This is a genomic window from Streptomyces sp. NPDC101234, assembly GCF_044767525.1.
GTDB classification, from domain to species: Bacteria; Actinomycetota; Actinomycetes; order Streptomycetales; family Streptomycetaceae; genus Streptomyces; species Streptomyces sasae.
In genome coordinates this window covers 39,235-55,286 of the sequence record NZ_JBIWOA010000011.1, presented here as the reverse complement: position 1 = coordinate 55,286, position 16,052 = coordinate 39,235, and the positions used below count along the sequence as shown (strand labels likewise).

15 protein-coding genes and 1 riboswitch are annotated in these 16,052 nt (G+C 71.5%); of the genes, 11 read left to right on the top strand and 4 right to left on the bottom strand.

All coding sequences use genetic code 11. The features are described 5' to 3' along the window. Nucleotides 1–15: 15 nt before the first annotated feature. The 4 genes from dxs to ACIRR9_RS21085 are packed head-to-tail and all read left to right on the top strand — an operon-like array spanning nt 16 to nt 4,194. Nucleotides 16–2,010 carry a 1-deoxy-D-xylulose-5-phosphate synthase gene (gene dxs / locus ACIRR9_RS21100; protein WP_403753866.1) on the top strand — a complete coding sequence of 665 codons (1,995 nt, stop codon included), beginning with the start codon at nt 16–18 and terminating at the stop codon, nt 2,008–2,010. Continuing rightward, a complete protein-coding gene (locus ACIRR9_RS21095) occupies nt 2,007–3,392 on the top strand; it encodes an aspartate aminotransferase family protein (protein ID WP_403753863.1) in 1,386 nt (461 codons plus the stop codon). Before dxs ends, ACIRR9_RS21095 begins: the two co-directional genes overlap by 4 nt. 59 nt (nt 3,393–3,451) lie before the next feature. Next, complete coding sequence (locus tag ACIRR9_RS21090; RefSeq protein WP_403753860.1) at nt 3,452–4,075, top strand: helix-turn-helix domain-containing protein; 624 nt, start codon at nt 3,452–3,454, stop codon at nt 4,073–4,075. Beyond that, nucleotides 4,072–4,194, top strand: coding sequence for a DUF6126 family protein (locus tag ACIRR9_RS21085; RefSeq protein WP_403753857.1), 123 nt, complete (start codon nt 4,072–4,074; stop codon nt 4,192–4,194). The genes ACIRR9_RS21090 and ACIRR9_RS21085 overlap by 4 nt, the downstream gene beginning before the upstream one ends. Before the next feature lie 16 nt (nt 4,195–4,210). Here the strand turns inward: ACIRR9_RS21085 and ACIRR9_RS21080 are convergent, their stop codons facing one another. Beyond that, nucleotides 4,211–5,008, bottom strand: coding sequence for a tyrosine-protein phosphatase (locus ACIRR9_RS21080; protein ID WP_403753854.1), 798 nt, complete (start codon nt 5,006–5,008; stop codon nt 4,211–4,213). Between the two features lie 175 nt (nt 5,009–5,183). Here ACIRR9_RS21080 and ACIRR9_RS21075 point away from each other — a divergent pair, with 175 nt between their 5' ends. The 4 genes from ACIRR9_RS21075 to ACIRR9_RS21060 all read left to right on the top strand — a co-directional run bounded on the left by ACIRR9_RS21075 (nt 5,184) and on the right by ACIRR9_RS21060 (nt 10,488). Continuing rightward, nucleotides 5,184–7,256: an alpha-galactosidase gene (locus tag ACIRR9_RS21075; protein ID WP_403753851.1), complete on the top strand. Its 2,073-nt coding sequence runs from the start codon at nt 5,184–5,186 to the stop codon at nt 7,254–7,256. A 305-nt stretch (nt 7,257–7,561) separates the two neighbouring features. After that, nucleotides 7,562–7,723, top strand: a riboswitch (cyclic di-AMP (ydaO/yuaA leader). Between the two features lie 4 nt (nt 7,724–7,727). Further along, nucleotides 7,728–8,639 carry a peptidoglycan DD-metalloendopeptidase family protein gene (locus ACIRR9_RS21070; RefSeq protein ID WP_403753848.1) on the top strand — a complete coding sequence of 304 codons (912 nt, stop codon included), beginning with the start codon at nt 7,728–7,730 and terminating at the stop codon, nt 8,637–8,639. 201 nt (nt 8,640–8,840) lie between these two features. Next, nucleotides 8,841–9,557, top strand: a complete 717-nt coding sequence (locus ACIRR9_RS21065; RefSeq protein WP_403753846.1) for a DUF6250 domain-containing protein — start codon at nt 8,841–8,843, stop codon at nt 9,555–9,557. A gap of 145 nt (nt 9,558–9,702) precedes the next feature. Then, complete coding sequence (locus ACIRR9_RS21060; RefSeq protein ID WP_365335453.1) at nt 9,703–10,488, top strand: SGNH/GDSL hydrolase family protein; 786 nt, start codon at nt 9,703–9,705, stop codon at nt 10,486–10,488. Between the two features lie 35 nt (nt 10,489–10,523). On the opposite strand, the gene ACIRR9_RS21055 is transcribed toward ACIRR9_RS21060, so the two are convergent. Beyond that, entirely contained in the window at nt 10,524–11,126 is a 603-nt protein-coding gene (locus ACIRR9_RS21055) for a TetR/AcrR family transcriptional regulator (RefSeq protein ID WP_403753842.1), read from the bottom strand. Between the two features lie 9 nt (nt 11,127–11,135). Continuing rightward, nucleotides 11,136–11,687: a GNAT family N-acetyltransferase gene (locus tag ACIRR9_RS21050; protein WP_403753839.1), complete on the bottom strand. Its 552-nt coding sequence runs from the start codon at nt 11,685–11,687 to the stop codon at nt 11,136–11,138. Between ACIRR9_RS21050 and ACIRR9_RS21045 the strand changes: the two genes are divergently transcribed. Both ACIRR9_RS21045 and ACIRR9_RS21040 read left to right on the top strand, forming a co-directional pair. Continuing rightward, nucleotides 11,686–12,288 carry an XRE family transcriptional regulator gene (locus ACIRR9_RS21045; protein WP_365335459.1) on the top strand — a complete coding sequence of 201 codons (603 nt, stop codon included), beginning with the start codon at nt 11,686–11,688 and terminating at the stop codon, nt 12,286–12,288. The two genes, ACIRR9_RS21050 and ACIRR9_RS21045, sit on opposite strands and share 2 nt — an antisense overlap. Then, a complete protein-coding gene (locus ACIRR9_RS21040) occupies nt 12,285–13,433 on the top strand; it encodes an MFS transporter (protein ID WP_403753836.1) in 1,149 nt (382 codons plus the stop codon). Before ACIRR9_RS21045 ends, ACIRR9_RS21040 begins: the two co-directional genes overlap by 4 nt. Nucleotides 13,434–13,445: 12 nt before the next feature. Here ACIRR9_RS21040 and ACIRR9_RS21035 read toward each other — a convergent pair whose 3' ends face one another. Beyond that, a complete protein-coding gene (locus ACIRR9_RS21035; protein ID WP_403753833.1) occupies nt 13,446–14,624 on the bottom strand; it encodes a Glu/Leu/Phe/Val dehydrogenase dimerization domain-containing protein in 1,179 nt (392 codons plus the stop codon). Nucleotides 14,625–14,763: 139 nt separating this feature from the next. On the opposite strand from ACIRR9_RS21035, the gene ACIRR9_RS21030 reads away from it, so the two are divergent. Next, the gene (locus tag ACIRR9_RS21030; protein ID WP_403753830.1) at nt 14,764–15,981 is read left to right on the top strand and encodes an MBL fold metallo-hydrolase; all 1,218 of its coding nucleotides are present in this window, start codon (nt 14,764–14,766) and stop codon (nt 15,979–15,981) included. The last annotated feature ends 71 nt before the right edge of the window (nt 15,982–16,052 follow it).

Here is a 16,052-nt window from a genome sequence, read left to right as displayed (position 1 = left end):
GAGAGGGGGCCGAGCGTGACGATTCTGGAGAAGATCCGGGGACCACGCGACCTGAAGGCGCTGTCCGAGGCGGAACTCGGTGAACTGTCCGAAGAAATACGCGAGTTCCTGGTGCACGCGGTCGCCAGGACCGGCGGCCACCTCGGCCCCAACCTGGGCGTCGTCGAGCTGACCGTCGCACTGCACCGGGTCTTCGAGTCCCCGGTGGACCGCATCCTCTGGGACACCGGCCACCAGAGCTATGTCCACAAGCTGCTGACCGGCCGTCAGGACTTCTCCAAGCTGCGCGGCAAGGGCGGCCTGTCCGGATACCCCTCGCGCGAGGAGTCCGAGCACGACGTCATCGAGAACAGCCACGCCTCCACCGCGCTCGGCTGGGCCGACGGCCTCGCCAAGGCCCGCCAGGTGCAGGGGGAGAAGGGCCATGTCGTCGCGGTCATCGGCGACGGCGCGCTGACCGGCGGAATGGCCTGGGAGGCGCTCAACAACATCGCGGCCGCCAAGGACCGGCCGCTGATCATCGTCGTCAACGACAACGAGCGGTCCTACGCCCCGACCATCGGCGGCCTCGCCAACCACCTGGCGACCCTGCGGACGACCGACAGCTACGAGAAGGTGCTGGCCTGGGGCAAGGACGTACTCCTGCGCACCCCGATCGTCGGCAACACCATCTACGAGTCCCTGCACGGCGCCAAGAAGGGCTTCAAGGACGCCTTCGCCCCGCAGGGCATGTTCGAGGACCTCGGCCTCAAGTACGTCGGCCCGATCGACGGCCACGACATCAAGGCGGTCGAGTCGGCGCTGCGGCGCGCGAAACGCTTCCACGGGCCGGTCCTCGTGCACTGCCTCACCGAGAAGGGCCGCGGCTACGAGCCCGCGCTCGCCCACGAGGAGGACCACTTCCACACCGTCGGCGTGATGGACCCGCTCACCTGCGAGCCGCTCGCGCCGTCCAACGGCCCTTCCTGGACCTCGGTGTTCGGCGACGAGATCGTCCGGATCGGTGAGGAGCGGGACGACGTCGTGGCGATCACCGCGGCCATGCTGCACCCGGTCGGCCTCGGCAGGTTCGCCGAACGGTTCCCCGACCGGGTCTGGGACGTCGGCATCGCCGAGCAGCACGCGGCGGTCTCCGCGGCGGGCCTGGCGACCGGGGGACTGCACCCCGTCGTCGCCGTCTACGCCACGTTCCTCAACCGTGCCTTCGACCAGTTGCTGATGGACGTGGCACTGCACCGCTGCGGGGTGACGTTCGTCCTGGACCGGGCGGGTGTCACGGGCGTCGACGGCGCCTCCCACAACGGCATGTGGGACATGTCGGTCCTCCAGGTGGTGCCCGGCCTCCGGATCGCCGCCCCACGCGACGCCGAACAGCTGCGCCTCCAGCTGCGCGAGGCGGTCGCAGTCGACGACGCGCCGACGCTGGTGCGCTTCCCGAAGGAGTCGGTGGGGCCGGAGATCCCGGCGGTCGACCGGTTCGGCGGGGTGGATGTGCTGCGTGGCGACACGGACGCGCAGGTGCTGCTGGTCGCGGTCGGGGTGATGGCGCCGGTCTGCCTCCAGGCCGCGGAGCTGCTGGCCGCTCGCGGGATCAGCTGCACGGTCGTGGACCCCCGTTGGGTGAAGCCCGTGGACCCGGCGCTGCCCGTCCTGGCCGCCCGGCACGAGCTGGTGGCCGTGGTCGAGGACAACAGCCGGGCGGCCGGCGTCGGCGCGGCGGTCTCGCTGGCGCTCGGTGATGCCGAAGTGGACGTACCGGTACGGCGGTTCGGGATTCCGGAGCAGTTCCTGGCGCATGCCAAGCGGGGTGAGGTGCTGGCCGACATCGGGCTGACGCCGGTGGAGATCGCGGGGCGGATCGGGGCGAGTCTCGCGGGGCGGGGGGCCGATGCCAAGGGGGGTGCCGCGGGGGGTCGTTCGGCGGGTGCGGCGCCGTCCGGGCTGGTCGCGCAGTTCCCCGCGCCCCTGAGGGGCGCTGATGCCGAGGGCGTTGACAAGGAGAGGCAATGAGTACGGAGTTCGACCTCGGTGCGTTGCTCGCCGAGCGTGGCGGTGAGCGGTACGAGCTGCACGGCAAGTACCTGAACCACCAGCTCCCGCGCATGCTGCACACCATCGGCTTCGACAAGGTCTACGAGCGGGCCGAGGGGGCCCACTTCTGGGACGCGGACGGCAACGACTACCTGGACATGCTCGCCGGGTTCGGGGTGATGGGCCTGGGCCGCCACCACCCCGTCGTCCGCAAGGCCCTGCACGACGTCCTGGACGCGCAGCTCGCCGACCTCACCCGCTTCGACTGCCAGCCGCTGCCCGGCCTGCTCGCCGAACGGCTCCTCGCGCACAGCCCGCACCTGGACCGGGTGTTCTTCGGCAACAGCGGCACGGAATCGGTGGAGACGGCCCTGAAGTTCGCCCGGTTCGCCACCGGCAGACCCCGCGTCCTCTACTGCGACCACGCCTTCCACGGTCTGACCACCGGCTCGCTGTCGGTCAACGGCGAGAACGGCTTCCGGGACGGCTTCGCCCCCCTCCTGCCCGACACGGCCGTCCCCCTCGGCGACCTGGACGCGCTCGCCCGGGAGCTCAAGAAGGGCGATGTCGCCGCCCTGATCGTCGAGCCGATCCAGGGCAAGGGCGTCCACGAGGCCCCGCCCGGCTATCTGCGCGCCGCCCAGGAACTGCTGCACCGGCACAAGGCGCTGCTCATCGCCGACGAGGTGCAGACCGGCCTCGGCCGCACCGGCGACTTCTACGCCTACCAGCACGAGGAAGGCGTGGAGCCGGACCTGGTGTGCGTGGCGAAGGCGCTGTCCGGCGGGTATGTCCCGGTCGGCGCCACCCTCGGCAAGGACTGGATCTTCAAGAAGGTCTACTCGTCCATGGACCGCGTCCTGGTCCACTCGGCGAGCTTCGGTGCCAACGCCCAGGCGATGGCCGCCGGGCTCGCCGTCCTCGCCGTCATGGAGAACGACCGGATCGTCGCCAACGCCCGGGCGACGGGGGAGCAGCTCAGGTCCCGGCTCGCGGCACTGACCGACAAGTACGAGCTGCTCGCCGACGTACGCGGCCGGGGCCTGATGATCGGCATCGAGTTCGGCAGGCCGAGCTCGCTCAAGCTGCGCAGCCGCTGGACCATGCTCCAGGCCGCCCGCAAGGGCCTGTTCGCCCAGATGGTCGTCGTACCGCTGCTGCAACGCCACCGGATCCTCACCCAGGTCTCCGGCGACCACCTGGAGGTGATCAAGCTCATCCCGCCGCTGATCGTCGAAGAGAAGGACGTCGACCGCTTCGTGGACGCCTTCACGGACGTGATGGACGACGCGCACAGCGGCGGCGGCCTGATGTGGGACTTCGGCAGGACCCTGATCAAGCAGGCGGTGGCGAACCGCTAGTGTTTTGTCTCTGAGGCAAGAAAATTGCCGCGGAGGCAAAAACGCGGCTGAATGGAGGCATGAACACCTCCGAGAACGAGCGAGCGGGTGGGCCGGTCGAGGACCTGCCCTCCGTCGCCCCGCGGCTGCGTTCCCTGCGCCGCCGTGCCGGCCTCACCCTGGAGGCCGCCGCCCGGGAGGCCGGGCTGTCGCCCGCGCACCTGTCCCGGCTGGAGACGGGGCAGCGCCAGCCCTCCCTGCCGATGCTACTCGCACTCGCGCGTGTCTACGGCACGACGGTCTCGGAGCTGCTCGGGGAGACCGTCGCCGACCGGGACGCGATCATCCGCGCCGGTGACATGGAACCGACCAAGGCCGGCGGCTGGACGTACTGGCAGTCCGGTGCGCCCGGCCGGGGGATGCAGTCGCTGCGCGTCCGGGTGCCGTACGGCTCGCAGGGCGACATCGTGCGGGTGCATCCCGGCGAGGAGTGGCTGTACGTCCTGCACGGGCGGCTCCGGCTCCGTCTCGGTGACACCACGCACGTGCTCGCGCCCGGCGACAGCGCGCACTTCGACTCGCTGACCCCCCACCGGCTCGCCGCCGAGGACCACGACGGTGTCGAGCTCCTGTTCGTCCACACCCTGCTGCAGAGTCCCCTGGCCGCGCTGTGCCTGGGGCCGATCACTGGAGAGATGCCGTGAGCAACTTCGAGGAGAAGTTCCCCCGGGCCCTGTGGGTCCGGCTGATCATCTACATCGCCGTCGGACACGTCTTCGCCGCGTTCCTCTACCTGCTGTTCGCCGTCGGCGGCAAGGGCTGAGCCCAGGGCCCCGCCCTCAGTCGAGGAGGCGCTCGCGCAGCCGCTCCCGGGTCTCGGGGGCGAGCCGGAGCCCCTGCGTGAGGTACGTGTCCACGTCACCCCAGGTCTCCTCGATGCTCTCGATGGCCGCCGTCAGATACTCCGCGCGGGCGTCGAAGAGCGGGCTGAGCAGCTCCATCACCTCGGGGCTGTACACGCTCTCCCCGCTGCCGCTGCGCCGCACCTTGTAACGGCGGTGCTTGGCGTTGGACTCCAGGTAGTCGGCGAGGATCGCGTCCCGCTCCACGCCCACCGCGAGCAGCGAGACGGCTATCGAGATGCCGGCCCGGTCCTTGCCGGCCGCGCAGTGCATCAGCGCCGGGACACTGTCCTCGGCGACCGCGTGCAGCACGCGCGAGTGCTCGCCGGTGCGCTCCTTGACGATCGTGCGGTACGAGTTGACCATCCGGTCCGCTGCCCTGCCGTCGCCCAGGAGCCCGCGCAGCTGCTCGATGTCACCCTCGCGGACCATCTTCCAGAACTCGGCGCCGTGCGCCGGGTCGGTCAGCGGCAGGTTCACGTTCCGCACGCCGGGGAGCTCGACATCCGGGCCCTCCAGCTTGTGGTCGGCCGCGTTGCGGAAGTCGAAGATCGTGTGCAGGCCGAGGGAGGCGAGGAACTCCGCGTCCTGCTCCGTCGCGTGCGCGAGATGCCCGCTGCGGAACAGCACGCCCGGCCGCACCCGCCGCCCGTCCGCCGTCGGCAGGCCGCCCACGTCACGGAAGTTGCGCACACCGGCCAGCTCGGGCTCGGTCGACGGGACCTGCTGCGTCACGGGGGGCTCCTCCCGGCCGGCCCCGTCGGCGCTGCTCGTCGACGGGCACTGGCTCGACCATACGACATCGGTTTCCACGGGCAATGAGTTGTCCACAGGCGTTGCCTCAGAGGCCGCGGCACTTGATGATGTTGGTGCTTGAGCGGATCTGTTGGCCCTTGTGTGAGGTTTCTCGATGGTGGACATCGCCGAAAACGGACGTACCTGGCTCCTGTCGGGCCCCGGCAGCAGCTACGCGCTGCACCTCACGGAGGCCGGGGAACTGCTCCATCTGCACTGGGGCCCAAGAATTCAGCTCGCCGACGCCGAGGCCCTCGCCGTGCACCCGCTGCCCGGCTACTGGCCCTTCGAGTCCCCGCTCGACGGCCGTGAGGAGTACCCCGTCGAGGGCGGTCCCCGGTTCGTCCGTCCCGCGCTGTCCCTGCGCACCGAGGAGCGCCGCGGCACCGAGTGGACCTTCGAGTCGTACGAGACCCAGGGCGACGAGCTCCGGCTGCGCTTCCGTGACGACGGGATCCTCATCACCCTGCACTACCGGATGCGCGACGACGTGGTCGAACGCTGGGTGACCGTCGGCAACGAGGGGCACGCGCGCGTGGAGCTGCTGCGTGCCGACCCGGCCGCCTGGACGCTGCCCGACCGCGAGGGCTGGCGGCTCTCGCAGCTGCACGGCCGCTGGGCCGCCGAGTCCCGGCTCACCCAGGCCCCGCTCACGTACGGCGAGAAGGTCATCGGCAGCCGCCGCGGCCACACCAGCCACCAGCACCTGCCCTGGGTCGCCCTCGACACGGACGCCACCGAGGAGCGCGGCGAGGTCTGGGGCTGCGCCCTCGGCTGGTCGGGCTCCTGGCGGATCGCCGTAGCCCAGCTGCCGGACGCGCGCGTGCAGATCACCGGCGGCGCCGGCTACGACGACTCCGGCCTGCTGATGCTGGCCGAGGGGGAGTCGTACACCAGCCCCGTCTTCGCGGGCCTGTGGAGCGACGGCGGCTTCGGCGGGGCCAGCCGTGCCTGGCACGCCTACCAGCGTGCGTACATCATCCCGGACGCCGACCAGGACCGGCCGGTGCTGTTCAACTCCTGGGAGGCCACCACCTTCGACATCTCCGAGGAGCAGCAGGCCACCCTCGCCCGGCGGGCCGCCGCCATCGGTGTCGAGCTCTTCGTGGTCGACGACGGCTGGTTCGGCGCCCGCACCAGCGACCGCGCGGGCCTCGGCGACTGGACCCCCAACCCGGACCGCTTCCCGAAGGGCCTCAAGCCCCTGGCCGACTATGTGCACGCCCTCGGCATGCAGTTCGGCATCTGGGTCGAGCCCGAGATGGTCAACGCGGACAGCGACCTGTACCGCGCGCACCCCGACTGGGTCCAGTACCAGGAGGGGCGGAAGCGGACGGAACTCCGTAATCAGCTTGTGCTCAACCTCGCCCGCGAGGACGTCCAGGAGTACCTCTGGCAGCAGCTCGACACCCTGCTGTCCAACGCCCCCATCGACTACGTCAAGTGGGACTTCAACCGCTGCTTCACCGACGCGGGCTGGCCCGGCGAGCCCTACCCGCAGCGCCTCTGGGTCGACCATGTGCGAGGGCTGTACGCCCTGCTCGACCGGATCCGCGCGGCCCACCCGAACGTCGCCATCGAGTCCTGCTCCGGCGGTGGCGGCCGGATCGACCTCGGCATCATGACCCGTACCGACGAGGTGTGGACCTCCGACAACACCGACCCGCTGGACCGGCTCGCCATCCAGCACGGCTTCAGCCAGATCCACCCTGCCCGGGTGATGTCCGCCTGGGTCACCGACAGCCCGAACCACCAGCTCAACGGCCGGGTCAGCTCGCTGCGTTTCCGCTTCGTCAGCTCCATGGCGGGTGCGCTCGGCGTCGGTGGCGACCTCTCGCAGTGGACCGAGGAGGAGCTCGCCGAGGCCGGCCGCTGGGTGGAGCTCTACAAGGAGATCCGGCCCCTGGTGCAGCGCGGCGACCAGTTCCGGCTGCGGCCGCCGACCGGCGGGCTCAGCGCCGTGCAGTACACGCTCGGCGACGAGACCGTCGTCCTCGCCTGGCTCCAGGCGCAGAGCTACGGCGAGCCGGTGCCGGCGTTGCGGCTGCAGGGACTGGACCCGACGGCATCGTACGAATGCCGCGAAACCGGCGAAGTGTACCGAGGTGCCGTGCTGTTGCACCACGGGCTGCGGGTCGGCCTGAAGGGTGACCTGGATGCGACGGTAATCCAGCTACGCCGCATCTGACTCTTATGTCTGAATTAGCACCTTCGCCATAACTCGGCCTGAAATAAGGGGACGTGGTGTGACGTGCGTGAGGAGCGTCATATTCGTGACCGTCCGTCGCGCGTCATGTCCACGTAATTCGCGAGCTTTTCAGGGGAATCGAAAAACGCGCGCGGACGGAATTCACGGAGGGTGACCGGGAATTCCCGTAGCGGATCAAGTGGAACTCCGACAGCGGGAACCGGTCCCTTGTCCACGCGCGTCCTGCTCGCTTACGTTCGCCGCACATCCGGACGGAACGCCGAATCCTGCCGCCGTCCGGAGTCCCCACACACTCACCCGTGCCCGGCAGGAGCGGGGGACCCACCAGGTAAGACCGCCTGTTCCGGTTCCCGGGACGGCTAGGGGTGTAGTCACGTCTTTTTCGCGTGGCCGGGCAGCTCCAGCCCGAACCCGACAGCTCACCTCGCAGGCGTCGGAGAGGAATGCGCCATGCCCGCGAAGGGTAAGCACCGCCGCCCCAAGAGCCAGCGTTTCACCCGCTCCATAGCCGTCGCCGGTACCGGTGGCGCAGCGCTGGCCCTGCCGCTCATGGGGGCCACCGGCGCCCACGCGGCCACTGTGCAGTCCGTGTCCGAAAAGGCCGCGCAGTCGATTCCGACCGTCGAGAAGACGGCCGTGAAGAGGGCGGCTGTGAAGAAGTCCGCCGCCGCGTATTCCGGGCACCGCAGCTACACCGTGGTCTCCGGCGACTGGCTGGCGAAGATCGCCCGCGAGCAGCACGTCAGCGGCGGCTGGCACCGGCTCTACGCCGACAACCGGCAGGCCGTCGGCGACAACCCCTCGCTGATCCACCCCGGCCTCGAGCTCACGCTCGGCGACCGCCACACCGTGACGCCGGACACCTCGACCTCGGACTCCCGCTCCGGGGAACGGTCCGACTCGCAGTCGTCCGGCGCCGCTTCGTCGTCCTCCTCGGCCACCACGACCGCCGCCGGCTTCGCCCTTCCGGTCTCCGGCGGCACCCTCGGCACCGGCTACCACGTCGCCGGCAGTATGTGGTCCAGCGGCTACCACACGGGCGTCGACTTCGTCGTCCCGAGCGGCACCCCGGTCAAGGCCGTCGGCACGGGCACGGTCGTCACGGCCGGCTGGGGCGGCGCCTACGGCAACCAGGTCGTCATCAGGCTCGCCGACGGCTACTACGCGCAGTACGGCCACCTCTCCGCGCTCTCCGTCTCGGTCGGCCAGACCGTGACCGCGGGCCAGCAGATCGGCCTCTCCGGTGCCACCGGCAACGTGACCGGCCCGCACCTCCACTTCGAGATCCGGACCACCCCCGACTACGGCTCGGACGTGGACCCGGTCGCCTACCTCCGCGCGAAGGGCCTCGCCGTCGGCTGACGCCGGCGCCGCTCCTGGCCCGACACACACTCCGAAGGCCGGACCCCCGATCCCCGGGTCCGGCCTTCGGTGCGTTGCTTTCCTGTGGCGGGTGTGTCCGGGGCATCGACAGCGAGGGCGGTGAGGCAGCACAGTGGCCTCCATGGCTGCAAGCGCTTTCTATCACTCCCTCGCCGTGCCGCCCCGGAAGGAACCCGCCGTATGACGACCACCCGCCGAGCCTTCGGAGTCCTGGCCGCCGGAACCGCCCTCGCGGCCCTCGCTCCCGCCGCACCCGCGACCGCCGCCGCCCCGCACCACGGCCTGATCGCCGCCGACGACTTCCGCCACGGCCTCGGCCAGTGGTTCGTGGAGTTGGAGCAGGGCGGCACGGTCACCGCGGCCCGCGGGATCCTGGAGGTCGACGTGCCCGCGGGCGCGACCGTCTGGTTCCGGCGCCGGCTCGAAGGGTCGTACGTCCTGGAGTACACCGCGACCCCGGTGTCGGCCGGCGGCGCCGACGACCGCGTCTCCGACCTCAACAACTTCTGGAACGCCACCGATGTGCGCTCCCCGGACGACCTGTTCGCCCCCTCGCGCACCGGCGCGCTCGCCGACTACGACTACCTGAAGACCTACTACGTCGGCTTCGGCGCCAACTACAACACCACCACCCGGCTGCGCCGCTACGTCGGCGAGCCCGGCGTCCGGCCGCTGATCTACGACTACACCGAGCCCCTGCTCGTCGCGAACCGGCCCAACCGCGTCCGGATCGTCTCCGACGGCCGGGCCGTACGGTGGTGGAACAACGGCCGGCTGGTGTTCGACTACGCCGACCCGGAGCCTTATACGGGCGGGCACTTCGCGTTCCGGACCACCTGGAGCCACTTTCGGATCAGCGACTTCCGAGTCCGGCGATCAAACCGTCAACGCCGGTGATCAGAGCCTTATTCCAGGCTTGGCAGAGTATTTGAAAGTGTCTTATCTCACCGATCGTCAACCCCTTATTACGGTCGCGTAGGTCACAGCCGAAGGTGAATCATGGTCCGATGTGGCAGACGATTCGAAGAGTGACAATGCATCAGTGATCGGGTCGTACGTGGCGCTGGGGGACAGCTTCAGCGAGGGCGTCGGCGACCCAGGCCCCGACGGGGCGTTCGTCGGCTGGGCCGACCGGTTCGCGGTACTGCTGTCGGACCGGCGGCCCGAGGGCGACTTCGAGTACTCCAACCTGGCCGTGCGCGGGAAGCTGCTCGACCAGATCGTGGCGGACCAGGTGCCGCAGGCCCTGGAACTCGCCCCCGACCTGGTCTCCTTCTGCGCGGGCGGCAACGACATCATCCGCCCCGGGACCGACCCGGACGAGGTGGCCGAGCGGTTCGAGCGGGCCGTGGTCCGACTGACCGAGGCCGTCGGCACGGTCATGGTGACCACCGGATTCGACACCCGGGACGTGCCCGTCCTCAAGCACATGCGCGGCAAGATCGCCACGTACAACGGACATGTCCGGGCCATCGCCGACCGGTACGGCTGTCCGGTCCTGGACCTGTGGTCCCTGAAGACCGTGCAGGACCGGCGGGCCTGGGACGACGACCGGCTGCACCTCTCTCCCGAGGGGCACACGCGCGTGGCGCTGCGCGCCGGTCAGGTGCTCGGCGTCGAGGTACCGGCCGACCCGGACCAGCCGTGGCCGGCGCTGCCGCCCCGCGGCACCCTGGAGGTCCGCCGCGACGATGTGCACTGGGCCCGCGAGTACCTGGTCCCGTGGATCGGGCGGCGGCTGCGCGGCGAGTCGTCGGGCGACCATGTGACGGCCAAGGGGGCGCTCTCCCCGGACGACATCAAGATGCGGATCGCCGCCGTGGCTTGAGGCGGGTAGGGGGCGGCCTCCATGCGGGCCGCCCCTTACTGCTCCTCGGGCAGCCCCAGTTCGCGTGCCAGCGCCTCGTCCACCCACTCCTGTGCCCGGGAGCGCGGTACGGAGCCCGGGTAGGACGTGAGCTGGACGGCCAGCCCGTCGAGCAGCGCGGTGAGCCGCAGGGCCGCGGCCGCCGGGTCGGGGCACCGGAACTCGCCGGCGGCCACCCCCTCGGCGATGACCTCGGCGATCGCCGCCTTCCACTGCTGGTCCAGGTCCTTGGTGACGTCCCGCAGCGCGGGCTCGCGCAGCGCCACCGCCCAGCCCTCGATCCACAGCCGCCAGCCCTTGGCCTGCCCGGTCGGCGCGTACCAGCGCACCGCCGCCCGCAGCCGGCGCGACGCCGACGTACGGCGGCCCAGCAGCTTGCGCAGATGCGTCAGGTCGTCCTCGGCGGCACGGGCGAAGGCTGCGGCGACCAGCTTCTCCTTCGTCGAGAAGTGGTACAGCACCAGCGCGTTGCTCACGCCGAGGGCGGACGCGACATCGGCGATCCGTACCGCCGCCACGCCCCGCGTCTCGATCTGCTCGATGGCGGCCCGCAGCAGTTCCTCGCGCCGCTCGGCCACACTCAACCGCACTCTCGCCACGCGGTCACCCTAATCGGTCGTCGTACCGCCCGCGTCGCCGTCCCGGCCCAGCGGCAGCCGCATGAGCGTCAGGTCCAGCCAGCGGCCGAACTTGGTGCCCACCTCCCGGACCGTGCCGACCTGTTCGAAACCGAACCGCTCGTGCAGCCGGACGGACGCGGTGTTCTCCGCCTCGATACCCGCGATCACGACATGGTGTCCCGCCTCACGCGCCGAGGCGACGAGGGCAGCGAGGAGCGCCGAGCCGATACCCAGTCCCTGCCGGCCCTCGCGGACGTAGACCGAATCCTCCACCGTGTGCCGGTAACCGGTCAGCTCCCGCCACGGGCCGTAGGCCGCGAACCCGGCCACCTCGCCCGCCACTTCGGCCACCAGCGCAGAGCCCCGTTCGAGGTGCGCGGCGAACCAGACCGCTCCCTCGGCGGGGGACTGCGGGGTCTCGGTCCACAGGGCCGTCGAGTGCTCGATCGCGTGGTTGCGGATCGCGCGGACCGCCTCCGCGTCACCGGGGCGGGCCGGGCGGACCGTCACCACGTCGCTTCTCTCGTATATTGGATTCATGTCCAACATAGTAGATCCTCCGGTGGACCCCCTGGTGGCACGGATCGCGGCCCGTGTCCGCACCGAACGGGAGCGTCGCCGCTGGACCCTGGCCCAGCTCGCGGACGCCTCCGGTGTCTCCCCAGCGATGATCAGCCGGATCGAGCGCGGCGAGAGCAGCCCGACCGCCGTCGTCCTCGGCAAGCTCTCCGCCGCCTTCCAGCTCAGCGTCGCCTCGCTGCTCGCCCTCGCCGAAGGTGTGCCCGAGGAGACCGAGACACCGGTGGGGGTACGGCGCGGCGCCGACGCGGCCGAGTGGCGCGACCCCGGCACCGGCTACCGGCGCCGCCAGATCACCGGCCCGCGCTTCCCCGCGGAGATCGCCGAGATCCGGCTGCCCGCCGGCGCCCGGGTGCCGTACCCGGCCGCCGCCTTCGCCTTCGTACGACAGCTCGTCTGGGTCCTGGACGGCCGGCTCACCTTCCACGACGGCGACACGGTCCACGAACTCGACGCCGGTGACACCATCGAACTCGGCGCGCCGGCCGAGCGCGTCTTCGCCAACACCACCGACGCCGAGTGCCGTTACGCCGTCGTCCTCAGCCGCGACACCCGGCCGTGAGCCGGCCGCTGCCCCGGGGCGGCACGCTCCTGCTGGCCGTCATCGCAGGGACGGCGATAGCCAACAACTACGCCGTCCAGCCCGCGCTCACCGCGGTCGCCGCCGACCTGGGCGTGCCGCTCTCGGTGATCGGCCTGGTGCCCACCGCCGCGCTCACCGGCTGCATGACCGGCTTCGCCCTGCTGCTCCCGCTCACCGACCACCTCGCCCCCAACCGCCTGGTCACCGCCCAGCTCACCGCGCTGGCCGCCGCCCTCACCCTCGCCGCCACCGCACGCGACCCCGCGGTCCTCCTGGCCGCCTACCTGCTGACAGGCGCCGCGGCCAGTGTCGCCGCCCAGGCCGGCAACATCGCCGGCCGCCATGCGCCGCCCGGCCGCGGGGGCACCGGCGTGGCCGTCGTGGCCGCCGGCATGTCGGCCGGCATCCTGCTCGGCAGGCTGGCCGGAGGTGCCCTCACCGATGCTCTCGGCTGGCGCCGGATGCTCCTCGTCTTCGCGGCCCTCGCCCTGCTCGGCGCGCTCGCCGCCGCCACGCTCCTGCCCCGGCAGCGGCCGCACACCGACAGCGGCTACCGCGCCACCCTCAAGGCACTTCCGCCGCTGCTCCTGCACCAGCCGGGGCTGCGCCGCGCGGTGGCCACCGGCGGGCTCTGGTACTTCGCCTTCAACCTCGTCTGGATCGCCCTCACCCTTGCTCTGGCCCAGCCGCCGCACTCCCTCGGTCCGACCGCCATCGGCCTCTACAGCCTGGCCGGACTCCTCGGCTTCGCCGCGCTCCCGTTCACCGGCCGCCTCACCGACCGGTACGGCCCGCACACCGTGATCACCGCCGCCATGCTGGCCGCCGCGGCCGGCACGGCCCTGCTGGCCACCGGCCTGGACACCCCGCCGGTCACCGCCCTCGGACTCGCCCTCTTCGACGCCGGCTGCTTCGCCGCCCAGGCCGCCAACCAGAGCCGCGTCATCGCCCTCGGCCCCGCCCGCTCCGGCAGCCTCAGCAGTGTCTACCTGGTGGTGTACTTCACCGTCGGCGCCGTCGGTACGGCCGTCGCCGCACCCCTGCTCGACGCCCTCGGCTGGCAGGGCACCGCCCTCACGGCGCTGAGCGCGTCGCTTCTCGCCGCTGTCCTGGGGCGCCGCTGAGCGCCCCTCGGGTCACCGGTACCAGCCGAACCGCTCCGCGATCACCGGCAGCCGGTCGGTCACCAGGGCGTGGGCGGCGGCACGCGGGGTCGTGCCGTCACCGTCCGCGCGGTCCAGCATCAGCTCCACCAGGGCCCGCATCGAGCGGCGGGTGTGGGCGAACGCCTCGTCGGCGTCCGGGCCGATGTCGCCGAAGAGGGTCCACCACCACCAGGCGTTGGTCCCCGAGTTGACCACCACGTCCGGCAGCACGGTCACCCCGCGCGCGGCGAGCCGTTCCTCCGCCTCGGGCAGCACCGGCATGTTGGCCGCCTCCACGATCCAGCGGGCGGTGACCAGGTACTCGTTGGCCGCGTCGATCGCGTACGACACCGCCGCCGGCACCAGCACCTCCGCGTCGGCGGCCAGCCAGGCGTCGCCCGGCAGCTCGAGATCGCCGGGGCGCAGCACCGCGCGGTCGACGGTGCCGTACGCGTCCCGCGCGCGCAGCAGCGCCTCGACGTCCAGGCCCGCCGGGTTGGCGATCGTGCCCTTGACGTCGGCGACGGCCACCACCGTCAGTCCCGCGCGGGCGAGGAACCGCGCCGTGGCCCCGCCCATGGTGCCCAGCCCCTGCACGGCGACCCGTGTCCCCGCATACGGGACCCCGGCCCGGTCCAGGGCCGTGAGAACCGACTCGGCCACCCCGCAGCCGCCGGCCAGCTCGTCGAGACCGATCCCGTCGACCTCGACCGCGAAGGCGTCCGCCAGCCGCCGCCGGGCGGCCGTCTCGTCGTCCAGCAGCGGATACACGGCCTGGACGGACGAGACCAGCCCCGCCTCGGCGGCCGCCCGGTCCACCAGGTCCTGGGTGAGCCCGAGGTCCTCGCCGGTGGTCCAGAAGCTCTCGATGTACGGCCGCATGGCGCGCAGATAGCGCACGAGGAGCGCATACGACCCCGGGTCCTGCGGATCGCAGTCGATGCCGCCCTTGGCGCCGCCCAGGGGGATGTAGCGGCCCGCGGGGTTGTAGTGCAGGGCCTCCTTCATCGTCATACCGCGCGCGAGCCCGGTGACCTCCTCCAGCGTGCAGCCCGGCCGCATCCGCAGACCGCCGCTGGCCACACCCCGCACCAGCCGGTCGACGACCAGGAAGCCCTGGCGGCCGGTGACGTGGTCGGTCCAGACGAGGGACATCAGGGGAGCGGCCATGGTGGCTCCTGCGAGGGGTGCGAGGCGGGGTATTACTGAACAGTGGGTCAGTATCCGGAGGGGAATGGTCAGGTGTCAACGCCGGTTGTCCGAGGGGCCGACCATAATGGAGAACCTCGGCAATACCACTGGAGGTACCGTGACCGGTTCGAGTTCCCTGAGCGCCGGGCTCCGAGCGTTGCGGCCCGCTGCCTTCGGCGCGGACCCCGGCGGCGAGCGCCTGGCCCGCATCCAGGGCTCACCGCACTTCAAGGACGGTGTCTTCCAGAACCCCGGGGGCACCGCCCGTACCCGGCCCTCGGGCTCGATGCTGGAGTTCGCGAAACTCTACTTCGACAAGGAGCAGCGACCCCGCCGCGCTCCGAGAGGCACCATCCCGGTTCATGCCACGACCGTGGCCGACCTCGCCCGCCCCGCGGCGAGCGGGCTGCGGGTGACGTGGACGGGGCACTCCAGCGTGCTCGCCGAGATCGACGGGCACCGCGTGCTGTTCGACCCCGTCTGGGGCGAGCGCTGTTCCCCGTTCCCGTTCGCCGGGCCCAAGCGGCTGCACCCGGTGCCGCTGCCGCTGGCCGCGCTCGGCCCGGTCGACGTGGTGGTCATCTCGCACGACCACTACGACCACCTCGACCTGCCCACCATCAAGGCGCTGGCCGGCACGGACACCCTGTTCGCCGTGCCGCTCGGCGTCGGCGCCCACCTCGAACAGTGGGGCGTCCCCGCCGACCGGCTGCGTGAGCTGGACTGGCACGAGGAGACCAAGGTCGGCGGACTGACCCTGACGGCCACTCCCGCCCGCCACTTCTGCGGCCGCGGGCTGCGCAACACCCAGCACACCCTCTGGGCGTCCTGGGTCGTCGCGGGCGAGGAGCACCGGATCTACCACAGCGGTGACACCGGCTACTTCGAGGGCTTCAAGGACATCGGCGCCGACCACGGGCCGTTCGACCTGACGATGATCCAGGTCGGTGCGTACAGCGACTTCTGGCCGGACATACACATGACACCCGAGGAGGGCGTGCGCGCCCACCTCGACCTGCAGGGCGGCGGTCCGCACGGGGTGCTGCTGCCGATCCACTGGGGCACCTTCAACCTCGCCCCGCACGCCTGGGCCGAGCCGGGGGAGTGGACGAAGGACGCGGGCGACGAGGTGGGTCAGGCGGTGGCGCTGCCGCGTCCCGGTGAGCCCTTCGAGCCGTCCGGGAAGCTGCCTGCCGACCGGTGGTGGCGTGAGGTGTCGGCACCGATCGCCCGGCCGTGGCGCCGCACCGTCCAGCCGCGGAGCGAGGCCGGGCCGGAGACCCTGGACCTCGCCGGCGAAGCGGTGACTCCTGAGGCGGACGATCTTGTGAAGTAAGGGCGCCACTGTTGTGGCGGTGCCGTGAAAGTGGCGTGCATGCCCCTGCACAACCTGGGCAGGGGCATGGG

Excerpts from the sequence above, each read along its gene's own strand:
- ACIRR9_RS21070 (WP_403753848.1), top strand. The coding sequence starts at position 7,728 with ATGCCCGCGAAGGGTAAGCACCGCCGCCCCAAGAGCCAGCGTTTCACC.
- ACIRR9_RS21095 (WP_403753863.1), top strand. The coding sequence starts at position 2,007 with ATGAGTACGGAGTTCGACCTCGGTGCGTTGCTCGCCGAGCGTGGCGGT.
- ACIRR9_RS21035 (WP_403753833.1), bottom strand. The coding sequence starts at position 14,624 with ATGGCCGCTCCCCTGATGTCCCTCGTCTGGACCGACCACGTCACCGGC.
- ACIRR9_RS21050 (WP_403753839.1), bottom strand. The coding sequence starts at position 11,687 with ATGAATCCAATATACGAGAGAAGCGACGTGGTGACGGTCCGCCCGGCC.
- ACIRR9_RS21090 (WP_403753860.1), top strand. The coding sequence starts at position 3,452 with ATGAACACCTCCGAGAACGAGCGAGCGGGTGGGCCGGTCGAGGACCTG.
- ACIRR9_RS21045 (WP_365335459.1), top strand. The coding sequence starts at position 11,686 with ATGTCCAACATAGTAGATCCTCCGGTGGACCCCCTGGTGGCACGGATC.
- ACIRR9_RS21075 (WP_403753851.1), top strand. The coding sequence starts at position 5,184 with ATGGTGGACATCGCCGAAAACGGACGTACCTGGCTCCTGTCGGGCCCC.
- ACIRR9_RS21065 (WP_403753846.1), top strand. The coding sequence starts at position 8,841 with ATGACGACCACCCGCCGAGCCTTCGGAGTCCTGGCCGCCGGAACCGCC.